The sequence below is a fragment of the Aeromonas sp. QDB63 genome, from assembly GCF_027707425.1.
Lineage (GTDB): Bacteria > Pseudomonadota > Gammaproteobacteria > Enterobacterales > Aeromonadaceae > Aeromonas > Aeromonas caviae.
The window spans coordinates 168,903-185,873 of sequence record NZ_JAPCIS010000001.1 but is presented as its reverse complement, the minus strand read 5'-3'; the positions used below and the strand labels follow the sequence as shown (position 1 = coordinate 185,873).

The 16,971-nt window shown below is 61.4% G+C and carries 12 protein-coding genes; 6 read left to right on the top strand and 6 right to left on the bottom strand.

Annotated features, from left to right (window positions below):
- Window positions 1-3: 3 nt before the first annotated feature.
- From PG879_RS00935 to PG879_RS00925, 3 genes are all read right to left on the bottom strand, one after another.
- Window positions 4-438 (bottom strand): pilin, encoded by a 435-nt coding sequence (locus tag PG879_RS00935; RefSeq protein ID WP_257711446.1) that lies wholly within the window; start codon window positions 436-438, stop codon window positions 4-6.
- 335 nt (window positions 439-773) lie between these two features.
- Window positions 774-1,631, bottom strand: coding sequence for a carboxylating nicotinate-nucleotide diphosphorylase (gene nadC, locus PG879_RS00930; RefSeq protein WP_203763250.1), 858 nt, complete (start codon window positions 1,629-1,631; stop codon window positions 774-776).
- 3 nt (window positions 1,632-1,634) lie between these two features.
- Entirely contained in the window at window positions 1,635-2,105 is a 471-nt protein-coding gene (locus PG879_RS00925) for a retropepsin-like aspartic protease family protein (RefSeq protein WP_042015101.1), read from the bottom strand.
- 128 nt (window positions 2,106-2,233) lie between these two features.
- On the opposite strand from PG879_RS00925, the gene ampD reads away from it, so the two are divergent.
- From ampD to lpdA, 5 genes are all read left to right on the top strand, one after another.
- Entirely contained in the window at window positions 2,234-2,806 is a 573-nt protein-coding gene (gene ampD, locus PG879_RS00920) for a 1,6-anhydro-N-acetylmuramyl-L-alanine amidase AmpD (RefSeq protein ID WP_109421774.1), read from the top strand.
- A 276-nt stretch (window positions 2,807-3,082) separates the two neighbouring features.
- Window positions 3,083-3,847, top strand: coding sequence for a pyruvate dehydrogenase complex transcriptional repressor PdhR (pdhR, locus tag PG879_RS00915; RefSeq protein WP_010675815.1), 765 nt, complete (start codon window positions 3,083-3,085; stop codon window positions 3,845-3,847).
- 83 nt (window positions 3,848-3,930) lie between these two features.
- On the top strand, window positions 3,931-6,591 hold the full coding sequence (gene aceE / locus PG879_RS00910; protein WP_201921357.1) for a pyruvate dehydrogenase (acetyl-transferring), homodimeric type: 2,661 nt from the start codon (window positions 3,931-3,933) through the stop codon (window positions 6,589-6,591).
- Between the two features lie 120 nt (window positions 6,592-6,711).
- Window positions 6,712-8,607 carry a pyruvate dehydrogenase complex dihydrolipoyllysine-residue acetyltransferase gene (aceF, locus tag PG879_RS00905; protein WP_128296222.1) on the top strand — a complete coding sequence of 632 codons (1,896 nt, stop codon included), beginning with the start codon at window positions 6,712-6,714 and terminating at the stop codon, window positions 8,605-8,607.
- 148 nt (window positions 8,608-8,755) lie between these two features.
- A complete protein-coding gene (gene lpdA / locus PG879_RS00900) occupies window positions 8,756-10,183 on the top strand; it encodes a dihydrolipoyl dehydrogenase (RefSeq protein WP_010675812.1) in 1,428 nt (475 codons plus the stop codon).
- Window positions 10,184-10,256: 73 nt separating this feature from the next.
- On the opposite strand, the gene PG879_RS00895 is transcribed toward lpdA, so the two are convergent.
- The 3 genes from PG879_RS00895 to PG879_RS00885 all read right to left on the bottom strand — a co-directional run bounded on the left by PG879_RS00895 (window position 10,257) and on the right by PG879_RS00885 (window position 14,263).
- Window positions 10,257-10,439 (bottom strand): hypothetical protein, encoded by a 183-nt coding sequence (locus PG879_RS00895; RefSeq protein WP_017779057.1) that lies wholly within the window; start codon window positions 10,437-10,439, stop codon window positions 10,257-10,259.
- A 144-nt stretch (window positions 10,440-10,583) separates the two neighbouring features.
- A complete protein-coding gene (locus tag PG879_RS00890; protein ID WP_143238133.1) occupies window positions 10,584-12,230 on the bottom strand; it encodes a methyl-accepting chemotaxis protein in 1,647 nt (548 codons plus the stop codon).
- 122 nt (window positions 12,231-12,352) lie between these two features.
- Window positions 12,353-14,263 (bottom strand): methyl-accepting chemotaxis protein, encoded by a 1,911-nt coding sequence (locus PG879_RS00885; protein WP_048208552.1) that lies wholly within the window; start codon window positions 14,261-14,263, stop codon window positions 12,353-12,355.
- Window positions 14,264-14,536: 273 nt separating this feature from the next.
- On the opposite strand from PG879_RS00885, the gene PG879_RS00880 reads away from it, so the two are divergent.
- Window positions 14,537-16,840: a patatin-like phospholipase family protein gene (locus PG879_RS00880; protein WP_210557698.1), complete on the top strand. Its 2,304-nt coding sequence runs from the start codon at window positions 14,537-14,539 to the stop codon at window positions 16,838-16,840.
- Window positions 16,841-16,971 lie beyond the last annotated feature (131 nt).

The window sequence follows — 16,971 nt, the reverse complement described above, 5'->3', positions numbered from 1 at the left end:
TAATTAGCAAACACCATCAGCTATGCAAGAACTGACAGCCCCTGATGCATTGTTACTCCAGATGACTTTGTTGTTTGTAATAGTTGGCGTCAGTATATAAGTCTGACCTTTCAAGCCATTTACTGGGGCATTACTTGCTCCAATAGCAGTAGCCGTAATGACACCATTAGTGGTCGATAAGGATGCTAGGTTGCCGGTGGTCGTAGTTATGTTTGCTGGTATGCCATTTGACCCACCGCTGCATCCAGTTAGTGTGGACAGATTGTTGTAACAGAGTTCGACCGATGCTTTTGCCGCTCCTGTTGCTGCAACCACCTCAGTAAACTTTGCTTTCGCGGTATAGTTTTGATAAGCCGGCAGTGCTACCGCCGCCAGAATGGCCACGATCGCGACCACGATCATCAATTCGATAAGGGTAAAGCCTGATTGCTTCTTCATTTCAAATATCCTTTTTGTCCTTGGTTCCTGGGAAGTGCCGATGGAAAACTATCCACACGTCAGTATCTTATCCGAGCTGTTTGACTTGGCAACAGAGGTCGGGGTCCTTGTTAACAATCTTTCTGTTATTTGTGAAAATTTTGATATAAATCATGGATGAAGAGTCCCTATCGACTCTTTTTTACTGGCGGGATGGGTCCATCTCACACTCCTTTGCCGAGGGATCCTGCCTTAAAGAAAAGGCGCCCGTGGCGCCTTTTGCAAGTCCTTCATCTTCTTAATATGTCAGCCGAGCCATGATGAGATCGCGAGTCTTTCTCAGCTAGCCTTTTCAGCTAAACAAAGCGCATGGAGAGATCCAGTGCCCGCACATGCTTGGTCAGTGCCCCTACCGAGATAAAGTCGACGCCGGTGGCGGCATATTCTGCCAGCGTGTCCAGCGTCACATTGCCGGAGACCTCCAGCTTGGCACGGCCCTGATTGAGGGTCACGGCTTCGCGCATCATGGGCACATCGAAGTTGTCCAGCATCACTATATCGGCGCTGGCGGCCAGAGCCTGTGCCAGCTCGGCCAGGGATTCGACCTCCACCTCCACCGGTTTGCCCGGATTGAGACGGCGCGCTTCGCTGATTGCTTCAGCGATGCCGCCGCAGGCGAGAATGTGGTTCTCCTTGATGAGGTAGGCATCAAACAGACCGATGCGGTGGTTTTTGCCGCCGCCGCAGGTGACCGCATACTTCTGGGCGCTGCGCAGGCCGGGCAGGGTCTTGCGGGTATCGAGCAGGCGGCAGTCAGTGCCTTCCAGCTCGGCTACATAACGGGCGGTCAGGGTGGCGACCCCGGAAAGGGTCTGCACGAAGTTCAGCGCATTGCGCTCGCCGGTCAGCAGCACGCGGGCGGGGCCATGGAGGCGGAACAGCTCCTGATTGGGGGCAAGGCGTTCACCATCTTGCACTTTCCACTCGACCTTCACTTCGCCACCGAGCTGGGCAAACACCTCGTCGACCCAGGGCTGGCCGCAGAAGACGCCCGCCTCGCGGGTGATGACTCGCGCGGTCGAGATGCGATCGGCCGGGATCAGCTGGGCCGTGATGTCGGCGCTGGCATCCGGTTGATCCAGCGCGGTGAGGGCATCGCCCAAGTCTTCGAGAAGTGCGGCGCGCACGGCGCGGCGGATGTCCTGTTGTAACATGCCTTATTCCTGCAAGGGTCTGAGAAGCAATTGCCTGTCTTTCTGGCGCAATTCCAGCCTGCCCAGGGCATTCATGCCCACCAGGATCTCCTCCCCGTCGGCAGCCGGATTGATAAAGACGGACAAATCGTACAGGGTCAGCGGACCCATCGCCAGACTTTCGATCCGGCCGGTTTCGACCTGGATCTCTCCGGCTGCCGTGTTGACACGGCTGCGGCCCGTGGCGACGAGGCCGAGCCGGGCGGCCACCTGGCTCGGTATGGTCACCCGGGTTGCTCCTGTGTCCAGCAGCAGTTGCACCGGCTGGTCGTTGATGGCACCCTCCAGACGATAATGGCCGCTGGCATCGGCCCTGAGCAGCAGATCGCCGCTGGCGGTCACCGACGGTTGTTCACGACCATGAAAGTAGAGGGTCAGCAGACCCAGCAGCGAGAGCCAGGCGAGCAGCCAGAGACGGCGTGCCATCGGGTGCATAGTGTGTCCCATATCGCGCGAGTGAATGGCTCAGCCTAACATAGCGTTATCCATGAATTCAGAGACTTGTTCCCAGTTTTCCCATCCCGCCAGAGGCACATCGCTTCCATTTGTGAGTCGAGCAGACGATGACACAACCCACAACCCTGTTTTCCATCGATCGAGAAGGATGGTGCGAGCAGGCCCGCAAGGTGCCTTCCCCCCATCACAATGAGAGGCTCAGCCCGGAGGATGTCTCCTTGCTGGTGATACACGGCATCAGCCTGCCCCCCGGGCAGTTTGGTGGCCCCTTTATCGACGAGCTGTTTCTGGGGCGGCTCGATCCCGGTGCTCACCCCTATTTCGCCGGTATTCATCAACTGAGGGTCTCGGCCCACTGCCTGATCCGCCGCGATGGGGAACTGGTACAGTACGTGCCTTTTGGCGCCAGGGCATGGCATGCGGGAGTCTCGAGCTGGGAGGGGAGGGAGGCGTGCAACGATTTTTCCATCGGGATCGAACTGGAAGGGACCGACGAGCTTCCCTACAGCGACAAGCAATACGAGGTGCTGTCGGACCTCAGCCGGGCGATTGTTCACCGTTATCCCGCCATCACGGCGGACCGTATCGTCGGCCACTGCGACATCGCGCCGGGCCGCAAGACGGATCCAGGTGACAGTTTCGAATGGCCTCGCTATCGGGAAAAGCTCCACTTTGAGTGAAAAATCTAAAAATTATTTTGTGTTTTTAGAATCAATGGCTTGCCTTGTCTGGCAAGCCATTGTTCATGCTGTTGAACAAATGTTATCGGTGAGCAAGCTCACAAATATTGGTCAGACCATTTTCTATGAGCTATATCATGATTCCGCGTTTTTACCCCCAAAGTGGCAGCCTGGCTTCTTGATTCAGATCATCTTTTGGGTGGACTTTTTTCAAGCCCTCTGCTAATTTTCGCCCCAACCATAAAATTGGTAATACCAATTTAACAAAGTAGCCTCATGCCCTATATCAAGATAACTCAGCCCAAGCTGGCCGACGCCATTGTCGCCGAGCTGGAAAGCATGATTCTGGAAGGCAGCCTGCAGCCGGGCCAGAAGTTGCCGCCCGAGCGGGAACTCGCCATCCAGTTTCAGGTGTCGCGCCCTTCCTTGCGCGAAGCCATCCAGCGCCTGGAAGCGAGAGGACTCTTGTATCGTCGTCAGGGCGGTGGCACTTACGTACAAAATGCCCTGAGCAAGGGGATCGCCGACCCCCTGTTCGAACTGCTCAGCACTCACCCGGAAGCCCAGTACGACCTGCTGGAGTTTCGTCACGCGCTGGAAGGCATCTGTGCCTACTATGCGGCGCTGCGGGGCACCGAGGCTGATTTCGAACGGATTCGCCTGGCGCAAGCCGCCATCGAAGAAGCCGGTCAGCAAGGGTCGCTGGTGGTCGAATCGGCCGCCGTGACCCAGTTCTATCTGGCCGTGGCCGAGGCCTCCCACAACGTGGTGCTGCTGCACCTGTTGCGGGCCATGGGCCCCATGCTCGAGCAGAACATTTTACGCAATAACGAAATTTTGAATCGCCGTCCGGGAGTGGTCGCCAAGATCCGTCGCCATCGTGCGAGCCTGATCGAGGCTATCCTGTCGGGGGCTCCGGAGCGGGCCAGGGCTGCTTGTCATGAGCACCTGGCCTTTATCGAGGACACCTTGTTGGATATGCAGAGGGAAGACAGCCGGATCCAGCGATCCATGCGTCGGATCCGTCAGCAGGAAAACTAATCCCACAAGGCTTTCTTAATTGTCGAATGCTTGCGCCCTTCGCCGTGCAATGCCGTGCAATCACAACAACATAGGAACCAGCCATGTCTGATATCCTGAAGAACGATGTGGACCCGATAGAAACGCTGGAGTGGCTTGCCTCTCTGGAATCCCTGCTGCGTGAAGAGGGTCCGCAACGCGCTCAGTTCATCCTTGAACAGTTGGCCGAGAAAGCCCGCGCAAGCGGTGTGGACGTGGCTGCCAAGGCAAACCGCGACTACATCAACACCATCCCGTCCAGCGACGAGCCGGCTTACCCGGGCGACCTGGAAATGGAACGCCGCATTCGCGCCATCATCCGCTGGAACGCCATGATGATCGTGCTGCGCGCCTCCAAGAAAGACCTGGACCTGGGTGGTCACATGTCTTCCTTCGCTTCTTCCGCGACCATCTATGAAGTCTGCTACAACCACTTCTTCCGTGCCCGCAACGAGAAGGACGGTGGCGATCTGGTCTACTTCCAGGGTCACATCTCCCCGGGCATCTACGCCCGTGCCTTCGCCGAAGGTCGCCTGACCGAAGAGCAACTGGACAACTTCCGTCAGGAAGTGGATGGCAAGGGTATCCCTTCCTACCCGCACCCGAAACTGATGCCGGAATTCTGGCAGTTCCCGACCGTCTCCATGGGTCTGGGCCCCATCGCCGCCATCTATCAGGCGCGCTTCCTGAAGTACCTGACCGACCGTGGCATCAAGGATTGCTCCGAGCAGACCGTTTACGCCTTCCTGGGTGACGGCGAGATGGACGAGCCGGAAGCCAAGGGTGCCCTGACCGTTGCCGTGCGTGAAAAGCTCGACAACCTGGTGTTCGTGGTCAACTGCAACCTGCAACGTCTGGACGGCCCGGTTGTGGGCAACGGCAAGGTCATCAACGAGCTGGAAGGCCTGTTCTCCGGCGCCGGCTGGGACGTCACCAAGGTCATCTGGGGTCGCAAGTGGGATGAGCTGCTGAAGAAAGACACTTCCGGCAAGCTGATCCAGCTGATGAACGAAACCGTGGACGGTGACTACCAGACCATGAAGTCCCGCGACGGCGCCTACGTTCGCGAGCACTTCTTCAACCGTTACCCGGAAACCGCCGCGCTGGTCAAAGACATGACCGACGAGGAGATCTTCGCCCTGAACCGCGGTGGTCACGACCCCCGTAAACTGTTTGCCGCCTTCACCAAGGCCGCAGAGACCAAGGGCAAGCCGACCGTGATCCTGGCCAAGACCATCAAGGGTTATGGCATGGGCGAAGCGGCCGAAGGCAAGAACATCGCTCACCAGGTCAAGAAGATGGATCTGGGCTCCGTGCGTCACCTGCGCGATCGTTTCAACCTGCCGGTGACCGACGAGCAGCTGGAAAACCTGCCGTACCTGAAGATCGAAGAGGGTACCGAAGAGCACAAGTACCTGCACGCCCGTCGTGCCGCACTGAAGGGCTATGTACCGACCCGTCTGCGCGAAAGCACCACCAAGCTGGAAATCCCGGCGCTGGATGCCTTCGGTCCGCTGCTGGGCGAACAGGCGCGCGAAATCTCCACCACCATGGCGTTCGTGCGTTCCCTGAACGTGATGCTGAAAGACAAGTCCATCGGCAAGCGCATCGTGCCGATCCTGGCTGACGAAGCCCGTACCTTTGGTATGGAAGGCCTGTTCCGCCAGATCGGTATCTACAGCCCGCACGGTCAGCAGTACACCCCGCAAGACCGCGACATCGTCTCCTACTACAAGGAAGACAAGCAGGGTCAGGTTCTGCAAGACGGTATCAACGAGCTGGGCGCCATGTCCTCCTGGCTGGCTGCTGCAACCTCTTACAGCACCAACGACTGCCCGATGATCCCGTTCTACATCTACTACTCCATGTTCGGCTTCCAGCGGATCGGCGACATGGCGTGGGCAGCCGGCGACCAGCAAGCCCGTGGCTTCCTGCTGGGCGCGACCTCCGGTCGTACCACTCTTAACGGCGAAGGTCTGCAGCACGAAGATGGTCACAGCCACATCCTGGCCGGCACCATCCCGAACTGCATCTCCTACGACCCGTCCTACGCCTACGAAGTGGCGGTGATCGTACAGGACGGCCTGCGCCGCATGTACGGTGAGAACCCGGAGAACGTGTTCTACTACATCACTACCCTGAACGAGAACTACGCCATGCCGGCCATGCCGGAAGGCGCCGAGGAAGGCATCCGCAAGGGTATCTACAAGCTGGAATCCGTGGCCGGTACCAAGGCCAAGGTACAGCTGCTGGGTTGTGGTTCCATCCTGGGTCACGTGCGCACTGCCGCCCAGATCCTGGCCAGCGAGTACGGCGTGGGTTCCGACGTGTTCAGCGTCACCTCCTTCAACGAACTGGCTCGTGACGGTCAGGACGCGGATCGCTGGAACATGCTGCACCCGACCGCCGAAGCGCGTGTGCCCTACATCGCTCAGGTACTGGGCAGCGAAGCCACCATCGCTGCGACTGACTACATGAAGTCCTTCGCCGATCAGGTGCGTGCCTTCGTTCCGACCGAGAACTACCGTGTACTGGGTACCGACGGTTACGGCCGCTCCGACAGCCGTGCCAACCTGCGTCGTCACTTCGAAGTGAACGAGTTCTACGTAGTGGTTGCTGCCCTGACCGAACTGGCCAAGCGCGGCGAGGTAGACAAGCAGGTTGTGGCCGAAGCCATCGCCAAGTACGGCATCGATGCCGACAAGGTCAACCCGCTGTACGCGTAAGAGGATTGAGTGTCGCGCCGGGTATCCGGCGCGACCTTGCCTGGGTTTAAACGGATAACGCGGGATGCGCGTGGTGATGCTCAGGCAGCCACGCGAATGCACGCAAGAGGATAAAGCGCAATGTCCAAACAGATTATGGTGCCGGATATCGGTGCCGATGAAGTTGAAGTCACCGAGATCATGGTGGCCGTGGGTGACAAGGTCGAGCTGGACCAGTCCCTGATCGCCGTGGAAGGTGACAAGGCCTCCATGGAAGTCCCGGCCCCCGCCGCCGGTATCGTCAAAGAGATCCTGATCAAGGTGGGCGACAAGGTTGCCACCGGTTCCCAGATCATGGTCTTCGAAGCCGAGGGCGCTGCCGCACCGGCTCCGGTCCAGGCTGCTGCCCCGGTTGCTGCCGCGCCGGCCGCCGCTCCTGCTGCTGCCGCTCGCCAGGACGTCAACGTGCCGGACATCGGTGGTGACGAAGTCGAAGTGACTGACATCATGGTTGCCGTGGGCGACATGGTTGAAGCCGACCAGTCCATCATCGCCGTGGAAGGTGACAAGGCCTCCATGGAAGTGCCTGCACCGTTCGCCGGTCGCGTGGTCGAGATCAAGGTTGCCGCCGGCGCCAAGGTTTCTACCGGCTCCCTGGTGATGGTCTTCGAAGTGGCGGGCGCAGCCCCGGCCGCTGTTGCTGCGCCGGCTCCTGCTGCTGCCCCAGTGGCTGCCGCTGCTCCGGTTGCCGCCGGTGCCAAGGACGTCAACGTGCCGGACATCGGCGGTGACGAAGTGGAAGTGACCGAAATCATGGTCGCCGTGGGTGACAAGGTTGAAGCCGACCAGTCCCTGATCACCGTGGAAGGCGACAAGGCCTCCATGGAAGTGCCTGCACCGTTCGCCGGTGTGGTCAAGGAGATCAAGGTGAAGGCGGGTGACAAGGTCTCCACCGGTTCCCTGATCATGGTATTCGAAGTGGCGGGTGCCGCTCCGGCTGCCGTGGCTGCTCCGGCTCCTGCCGCAGCGCCTGTTGCTGCCGCGCCGGCTGCCGCCGCTCCTGCGCCGGTTGCCCAGGCTGCTGCCGCCTCCGATTTCGTGGCCAACGACGCCTATGTCCACGCCTCCCCGGCTGTACGCCGTCTGGCGCGCGAGTTCGGTGTCAACCTGGCCAAGGTGAAAGCCTCCGGTCGCAAGGGTCGCATCGTCAAAGAAGACGTGCAGGCTTACGTGAAGGATGCGGTCAAGCGCGCCGAGTCCGCTCCGGCTGCCGGCACCGGTACTGGCAACGGCATGAGCGTCGTGGCCTGGCCGAAGGTTGATTTCAGCAAGTTCGGCCCTGTCGAAGAGCTGGAACTGACCCGTATCCAGAAGATCTCCGGTCCTGCCCTGCACCGCAACTGGGCCATGATCCCCCACGTCACCCAGTTCGACGAAGCCGATACCACGGATCTGGAAGCGTTCCGCAAAGAGCAGAACATCCTGGCCGAGAAGCAGAAGCTGGACGTGAAGATCACCCCGCTGGTGTTCATCCTGAAGGCGGCCGCCAAGGCCCTGGAAGCCCATCCGCGCTTCTGCAGCGCCCTGTCCGAAGACGGCAGCAAGCTGATCATGAAGAAGTACATCCACATCGGTGTGGCGGTGGATACCCCCAACGGTCTGGTGGTTCCGGTGGTTCGCGACGTCAACAAGAAGGGCATCCACGAGCTGTCCCGCGATCTGGCCGAGATCTCCAAGAAGGCCCGTGCTGGCAAGCTGACCGCTGCCGACATGCAGGGCGGTTGCTTTACCATCTCCAGCCTGGGTGGCATCGGCGGTACCAGCTTTACCCCGATCGTCAACGCGCCGGAAGTGGCCATCCTGGGCGTCTCCAAGTCCGAGATGAAGCCGAAGTGGAACGGTAAAGAGTTTGTGCCGCGCCTGATGCTGCCGCTGGCTCTGAGCTACGACCACCGCGTCATCGATGGCGCCGACGGTGCCCGCTTCATCACCACCCTGAGTGGTGTGTTGTCCGACATTCGTCGACTGGTCCTGTAAGTGAGAGGGCGGGCCCAGAGCCCGCCCTTTTTGCTTCTCATTTCGTTAACAGGATTGTAAACTTGCCCCGTTTTTTTCACGGCTGCAGCGGCCTTGTTTGGCATAAGACTGTGCTGTCCGGGGATATAAGAACGACAAAGAGGTCATGATGAGTAAAGAAATCAAAACCCAGGTCGTAGTACTGGGTGCTGGCCCTGCCGGTTATTCCGCTGCCTTCCGTGCGGCTGACTTGGGTCTGGATACCATTATCGTCGAGCGTTACTCCACCCTGGGTGGCGTCTGCCTGAACGTGGGTTGCATCCCGTCCAAGGCACTGCTGCACGTCGCCAAAGTCATTGAAGAAGCCAAGGCGCTGGCCGAGCACGGCATCGTCTTCGGTGCCCCGCAGACCGACATCGACAAGGTGCGTCTGTGGAAAGAGAAGGTCATCAACCAGCTGACCGGCGGTCTGGCTGGCATGGCCAAGATGCGTAAAGTCCAGGTCGTGAACGGCTTCGGCAAGTTCACCGGTCCGAACACGCTGGAAGTGGAAGGCGCCGACGGCAAGACCACCGTCACCTTCGACAACGCCATCATCGCCGCCGGTTCCCGTCCGGTGAAGCTGCCGTTCATCCCCCATGACGACCCCCGCGTATGGGACTCTACCGATGCGCTGGAACTGACGACCGTTCCTGGCAAGCTGCTGGTCATCGGTGGCGGCATCATCGGTCTGGAGATGGGTACCGTGTACTCCTCCCTGGGTTCCGAGATCGACGTGGTGGAATTTGCCGACCAGCTGGTACCGGCTGCCGACAAAGACATCGTCAAGATCTACACCAAGCGCGTTGCCAAGAAATTCAACATCATGCTGGAGACCAAGGTCACCGCCGTTGAAGCCCGTGAAGACGGCCTGTACGTCTCCTACGAAGGCAAGCACGCCCCGGCCGAGCCGGTTCGCTACGACAACGTGCTGGTTGCCGTGGGTCGTGTGCCGAACGGCAAGATGCTGGATGCCGAGAAGGCCGGTGTTGCCGTCAACGAGCGCGGTTTCATCGAAGTGGACAAGCAGCTGCGTACCAACGTGGCCCACATCCACGCCATCGGCGACATCGTCGGTCAGCCCATGCTGGCCCACAAGGGTGTACACGAAGGCCACGTGGCGGCCGAAGTCATCGCCGGCAAGAAGCACTACTTCGACCCGAAAGTGATCCCGTCCATCGCCTATACCGAGCCTGAGATGGCCTGGGTGGGTCTGACCGAGAAGGAAGCCAAGCAACAGGGTCTGAACTTCGAAGTCGCCACCTTCCCGTGGGCTGCCTCCGGTCGCGCCATCGCGTCCGACTGCTCCGACGGCATGACCAAGCTGATCTTCGACAAGGAGAGCGGCCGCGTCATCGGTGGTGCCATCGTGGGTACCAACGGCGGTGAACTGCTGGGTGAAATCGGTCTGGCCATCGAGATGGGTGCCGACGCCGAAGACATCGCGCTGACCATCCACGCTCACCCGACTCTGCACGAGTCCGTGGGTCTGGCTGCCGAAGTGTTCGAAGGCTCCATCACCGACCTGCCGAACGCCAAGGCCAAGAAGAAAAAATAATCTTCTGCCCGTTTCATAAGAAAAGCCGCTCCATGGAGCGGCTTTTTGTTGTCTGTCTTTCGGCACCCAGCGGTCAGCAGCGCCCCTTCTTGGCCTGTCCCGGTGGGCAGAAGGTACCGTAGCCTCCGCGATCCCCGTCGCTGACCCGGATCCGGGTATCGTCCACGCTCACGTCGGCACCGTGCACCCGCACGGGCCCGCTGCTGCAGGCGCTGAGCAGCCCCCCCAGCACTATCATCACGACCAGCTTGCCCATAACTCCTCCTCTCATTTTCCTGATTATGGGGCATTTTCAGAAGCCGGTGGAGGTGGCGCAAAAGCGCCTGCGTCACGGCTTGCCGTGGTGGCGACAGAGGGCGCCGCTGCGCCCTCTGTCGGGTGATGAAATGGGAGTCAAAAGTTACAGCCGGAAGTTGCCGACCAGCTTGTCGAGCTCGCCGGAGAGGTGCTGCAGGTTGCGGCTCGACTCGGTCAGGTGATGGGCGATATCGGCGGTCTCCATGGTGAGCTGGTTGATGTCTTCCACGTTGCGGTTGAGTTCGCCCACCACGCTCGACTGCTCTTCGGTGGCGGTGGCGACCTGGATGTTCATGTCGCTGATCTGGGTGATGTGCCCGGTGATCTGGTCGAGGGCGCCGTTGGCCTCGTCGGCCTGGGTCACCACCCGCAGGCTCTGGTTGCGCCCCTGGGCCATGGCGCTGACGGCGCGGGCGCTCTGCTCCTGGAGGCTGTTGATCATGCCCTGGATCTCGGCGGTGGAGGCGGCGGAGCGGCTGGCGAGGTTGCGCACCTCGTCGGCCACCACGGCGAAGCCACGGCCCTGCTCGCCGGCGCGGGCGGCCTCGATGGCGGCGTTGAGGGCAAGCAGGTTGGTCTGCTCCGAGATGCTGCGGATGGTGTCGAGGATGCTGCCGATGGAGTCGGTCTGGCTCGCCAGTGACTCGATGACCCCGGCGACCTGTTCGATTTCACCGGAGAGGCCGACGATGCCGTGACGGGCCTGGGCGACGACCTGGGCCCCCGCATCGGCCTGCTCGTTGGCCTGCTTGGCGACGTCGGCTGCCAGGGATGCATTGCCGGCGATCTCGGTGACGGTGGCCCCCATCTCGTGGATGGCGGTGGCGACCTGGACGGTGCGATCCCGTTGGGCGGTGCAGTTGTGCTGGGTGAGCTGGGCCTTGGCAGCCACCTCGCTGGCGGTGGCGGCTACCTGGCGGGAGTTGCTCGCCACCTGCACGATGGCCCCGTGGATCCGGGTCACGAATTGGTTGAAGCTGTGGGCAATCTCGGCCAGCTCGTCCTTGCCGGTGAGACTGGCGCGGCTGTCGAGGGCGAGGTGGCGGGCCACTTCGCCAATATGGGATTGCAGGAAGGAGACCCGGCGGCGCAGCCCGATGAGGATGAGGGTCGAGACGAGCAGCGAGATGGCGATGGCGATGACGATGATGGCGATCATCTGGGTACGACCGCTGTCATAGCTGTTTTCGCTCAGGTCGTTGCGATGCTGGGCCTGACCTATCAACCCGTCGAGCAGCTCATTGGCGCCCTTGCGCATGACCCCGTAGCTCTGGCTGTAGCGATCCCGGTAGATGGCGCGTGCCTCGTCCATCTTGTTGTCAGAGAGCGCCTGCAACATGGGGGTCAGCTCATCCCGCTCCACCCGGGTGAATTGATCGAGCAGGGTCTGGGCCTTGGCCCGGGCGTCCGGATCGACCTGGGCCTTGACGGCCTGCTCCATGGCCTGGCGCATCTCGGGAATGTCTTCCTCGCGGGTCTCCTTGACCCGGGTCAGCACCCCCTTTTCGTCGCGCAGGGAGGTGTCCTGCAGCAGCATCATGTCGATGCCGACGCGCATGCGCGGGATGCGGGAGGCCACTTCCGCCATGGCCCGCATGGGGGTGGCGGTATTCTGGAACAGCTCTTCGGCCTGCTGCCTGATGTTGTCCATGCTGCGCAGACTGGCGGCGCCAACCAGCAGCAGGGCGAGACAGGGCACGGTGACGGCCAGGATCAGTTGGGTTTTGATGGTGAGGTTGCCTGCCAGCATGTTGACTCCTTGGTGTGTTGCTGTGTCGCTACTGTAGCGGCTCGTCATGACGGTTCGCCGTCATGGGGGTCGGTATTCCCTGTCGACCCGGTGAAAAAAGGGCGCCGCAGCGCCCTTTCATCTTATAACCGGAAGTTGCCGACCAGCTTGTCGAGCTCGCCGGAGAGCTGTTGCAGGCTGCGGCTGGACTCGGTCAACTGGTGGGCGATGTCGGCGGTCTCCATGGTGAGCTGGTTGATGTCCTCCACGTTGCGGTTGATCTCCCCGACCACGCTCGACTGCTCTTCGGTGGCGGTGGCGACCTGGATGTTCATGTCGCTGATCTGGGTGATGTGCCCGGTGATCTGGTCGAGGGCGCCGTTGGCCTCGTCGGCCTGGGTCACCACCCGCAGGCTCTGGTTGCGCCCCTGGGCCATGGCGCTGACGGCGCGGGCGCTCTGCTCCTGGAGGCTGTTGATCATGCCCTGGATCTCGGCGGTGGAGGCGGCGGAGCGGCTGGCGAGGTTGCGCACCTCGTCGGCCACCACGGCGAAGCCACGGCCCTGCTCGCCGGCGCGGGCAGCCTCGATGGCGGCGTTGAGGGCCAGCAGGTTGGTCTGCTCCGAGATGCTGCGGATGGTGTCGAGGATGCTGCCGATGGAATCGGTCTGGCTCGCCAGTGACTCGATGACCCCGGCCACCTGCTCGATCTCACCGGATAGGCCGACGATGCCGTGACGGGCCTGGGCGACGACCTGGGCCCCCGCATCGGCCTGCTCGTTGGCCTGCTTGGCGACGTCGGCTGCCAGGGATGCATTGCCGGCGATCTCGCTGACGGTGGCTCCCATCTCGTGGATGGCGGTAGCGACCTGGACGGTGCGATCCCGCTGGGCGGTGCAGTTGTGCTGGGTGAGCTGGGCCTTGGCGGCCACCTCGTTGGCGGTGGCGGCGAGCTGGCGGGAGTTGCTCGCCACCTGTTCGATGGAGCCGTGGATCTTGGCGACAAAGTTGTTGAAGCCGGTCGCCACCTGGGCCAGTTCGTCACGGCCATCGACCTTGAGGCGATGGGTGAGGTCGCCATCACCGCTGCCGAGTTCGCGGAACAGGCGGGCCAGTTCGTTGAGGGGGCGGCTCACGGAGCCCGCCAGGAGAACGCCGAGCAGCCCCATGCCGACGGCGATGGCCAGGCTGACCAGCACCATGTGCAGGCGCGCTCTGTCCAGTTCGGCATAAATCTCGGCCTCCGGCACCTGGGCCACCAGATACCAGTCGAGCAGGGGGATGTAGCTGCTGGCCAGGATCACGGGCTGGCCGTCGACCTCGGCACGGGTGGCGGCAAAGGGCTGCTTGTTGAGCAGGTTGGTGCTGCTGCCGCTGGCCAGCTGGGTCAGGTTGTCCCGATCGATGCGGGCGGCGTCGGGGTGCAGCTTCACCTTGCCGCTGCCGTCTGTCATGAAGACGAAGCCGCTGTCGCCGATGCGGAAGTTGGCGAGCATGCTGACCATGCTGTCGAGGGATTTGGCTAGGCCGGCGAGGCCGCGTCCGTCGAGCTGCTGGAAGTTGACGAACAGTTTTACCTCGCCATTGCTCTCCCGAAAGATGCTGAGCATCAGATCCTGGCGGCTCTTGGTGTAGTCATAGAACCAGTTGTCCTGCTCGTGGTTCAGGATGCGCAGAAAACCGTCCTGGTTGTAGTAGGCGGCACTCTGACGATCGGCGAAGGAGGCGGTGACCAGGCCATACTGGCTCGTCATGTCCTTGAGCTGGTTGATAAGGATGGACTCCTGCTCCTTGGGCATGCCGCGCTCGACCCAGTCCAGCACGAAGCGGTCGTTGGCAAGCTGTCTGGCGGCATTGGCGACCGAAGTGAGATCCTTCTCGATCTCCTTGCCGATGCGCTGGGTCAGGTTGGGCAGCTCCTGCTCGAACATGCGGTTCTCGATCAGCTGCTGGGCAGAACGCTGGCTGAAATAGCCCACCAGCAGGCAGGAGAGGGCCACGGCGAGGATGACGGTGGCCAGAATTTTCTGTTTCAGTGTCAGGCTTGCGAACATAAGGGTGACTCGGAAGTGTGAACCAGGGTTGAACTCATAATAGCGGCTGATTTGGCGCGCTCTTGAGGCGGCGGGGGCGTTTATTGTCGATTAACGTTTGCGCTCACACCCGGATTGGACTGGATTGGCGCCCGATTTTGCCGAGACATCGTTGCAAGCGGGGCGACCCCTCGCCAGCACCCCGGCTTGCGGTTAAAGTGCTTGCACTTATAGTAGGCTGCACCTGACTGGCGGCCTGCCCGCTCGACTCGCACCGGATTTATGGACTCTCATATGCGCATCTTTCATCGGGGATGGACCCACCTGCTCGTGCTCCTGCTGGCGACCCTGCCGTTCATGGTGGCGGCCGGAGCCAATGATCCCGCGCCTTCGGCCAGAAACCCGGGGGCAACCAAGATGGAGCGTCCGAGGATCGCCCTGGTACTGAGCGGCGGCGGGGCCAAGGGGTCGGCCCATATCGGGGTGCTCAAGGTGCTGGAGGCAAAGCACATCCCGGTGGACATCATCGTCGGGACCAGCATGGGCTCCTATGTGGCGGGCATGTATGCCATGGGGCTCAGCGCCGAGGAGGTGGAGCGCACGACGCTGGCCATCGACTGGAACAAGGGCTATCAGGACAAGGTGGGGCGCGACGAGCTATCCCTGCGCAAGAAGCAGCAGACCGAGAAGTACCAGCTGCGCACCGACATCGGGGTCAACGGTGACCAGACCCAGCTGCCGGACGGCTTCTTCCAGGGACAGTCCATGGCCAGCCTGCTGCGCCACGCCACCTCCAACCTGCCGGCGCAAAAGAGCTTCGACAACCTGCCTATCCCCTATCGCGCGGTGGCGACCGACATGGAGACGGTGACCCCCTTCGTGCTGGATCACGGCAGCCTCGCCAAGGCGATGCAGGCCTCCATGTCCATTCCCGGTGCCCTCAAGCCGGTGGACTGGGACGGCCGCATCCTGGCCGATGGTGGCACGGTCAACAACATGCCGGTGGACGTGGCCAAGGCCATGGGGGCCGACGTGGTGATCGCGGTGGACATCGGCGCCAAGCTGCGTACCCGGGAATCCTTGAAGTCGGGGCTGGCCATGATCGATCAGCTCACCACCTATATGACCCAGGTGGGGACCGAAAAGCAGAAGGCGCTGCTCGGCCCCAGGGACATCCTGCTGACCCCCGAGTTCGGCAACATGGGGATCGCCGACTTCGCCCTGATGCCGGAGGGGATCAAGATCGGGGAGGCGGTTGCCAACAGTGCAGCGGCCCGGCTCGATGCGCTCTCTCTCTCGCCCGCCGCCTACGCCGACTATCGCAACGGCAAGCTGAGCCGGCGCGCCGAGCGCAGCGGCCAGCCCGCCTACTACATCGACAAGGTGGAGATCATCAACAAGTCGCGCCTCTCCGACGACACGGTGCGGGCCATGCTGAACGTGCGTCCGGACAAGGTGCAGACCTACGAGAGCCTGGAGGCGGGGATCCGTCGCCTCTACGCCCTGGAGTCGTTCGATCGGATCACCTACGAGGTGGAGGAGCGGGACGGGGAGAACGTGCTGGTGGTGGACGCCAGCGAGAAGAACTGGGGGCCGGGTTATCTTAACTTCCAGCTCGGTTTCTCCGATGACTTCGAGAGCAGCTCCAACTACAACGTCGGCATGTCCTACACCCTGACCAACGTGAACGACTGGGGAGGCGAGTGGCTGACCGAGGCGTCCCTCGGGACCGCCAAGCACCTCAAGACCGACTTCTACACCCCGCTGGAGCCCTCCCAGACCTACTTCGGCGAGACGAGCCTGGCCTACGACAAGACCCAGCGACGCGTCTTCTTCCCGGAAGAGAGCAGGTCCTCGTCCGGGGTCAGCTATCTGGACTCCGAGTACAGCTTCACCAGCGTGGATCTCGCCGTCGGCTGGAATCGCCAGCCCTGGAGCCGCTTCTCCCTTGGGCTGGAGGGCAAGATCGGCAGCGTGGAGATCCAGAACCTCACCAACGCGGATGCCGATGCCTCAGCCTGGGGACCCTACATCCGCTTCGAGCACGACACCCTCGACAGCCGCTACTTCCCCTATCAGGGGGTCTACTGGGACATCAAGGGTGGCTACTCCTACGTCGATCTCGACCCCGCGGACGCGCCCTCCGAGCAGGCCGAGGGGGTGAATTACCGGCTGGTGATGATCAAGCCCTGGTCCTGGGACAGACACAGCCTCAACCTGATGCTGGAAGGGGGCGGCTCAAGCTCCCAGGAGACGGTACCACTGTTCGTGCAGGATCTGGGCGGGCTGTTCCGCATGTCCGGCTTCCAGCATTACCAGTTGAGCGGTCGCTACAGCCTGTTCGGCGGATTGCGCTACATCTACCGGGTGGCGGACAACGATTTCGGTGCCTTCAAGGCGCCCCTGTTCCTCGGGGGCTCCCTCGAGCAAGGGGGGGTCTGGGACAAGGGAGAGGACATCAGCATCGAATCCTCCTATACCTCGGGTTCCCTCTATATGGGGGTGGAGAGTTTCCTCGGTCCCATCTTCCTCGGCTATGGCGTGGCGGAGGGGGGGCACGACATGTTCTATCTGCAATTGGGCACTACGTTCCAATAAGGGCGAAATGCTGCCTTTTTGTTAACTCACCTTGGGTGGGCGGCTTGTCACTCTAAAAAAAACTAATAGGTTTATATGGTTATGCTGGTTTGATGAATAACTGCACAGGGTTTGGATTTTAATTAGTCGTT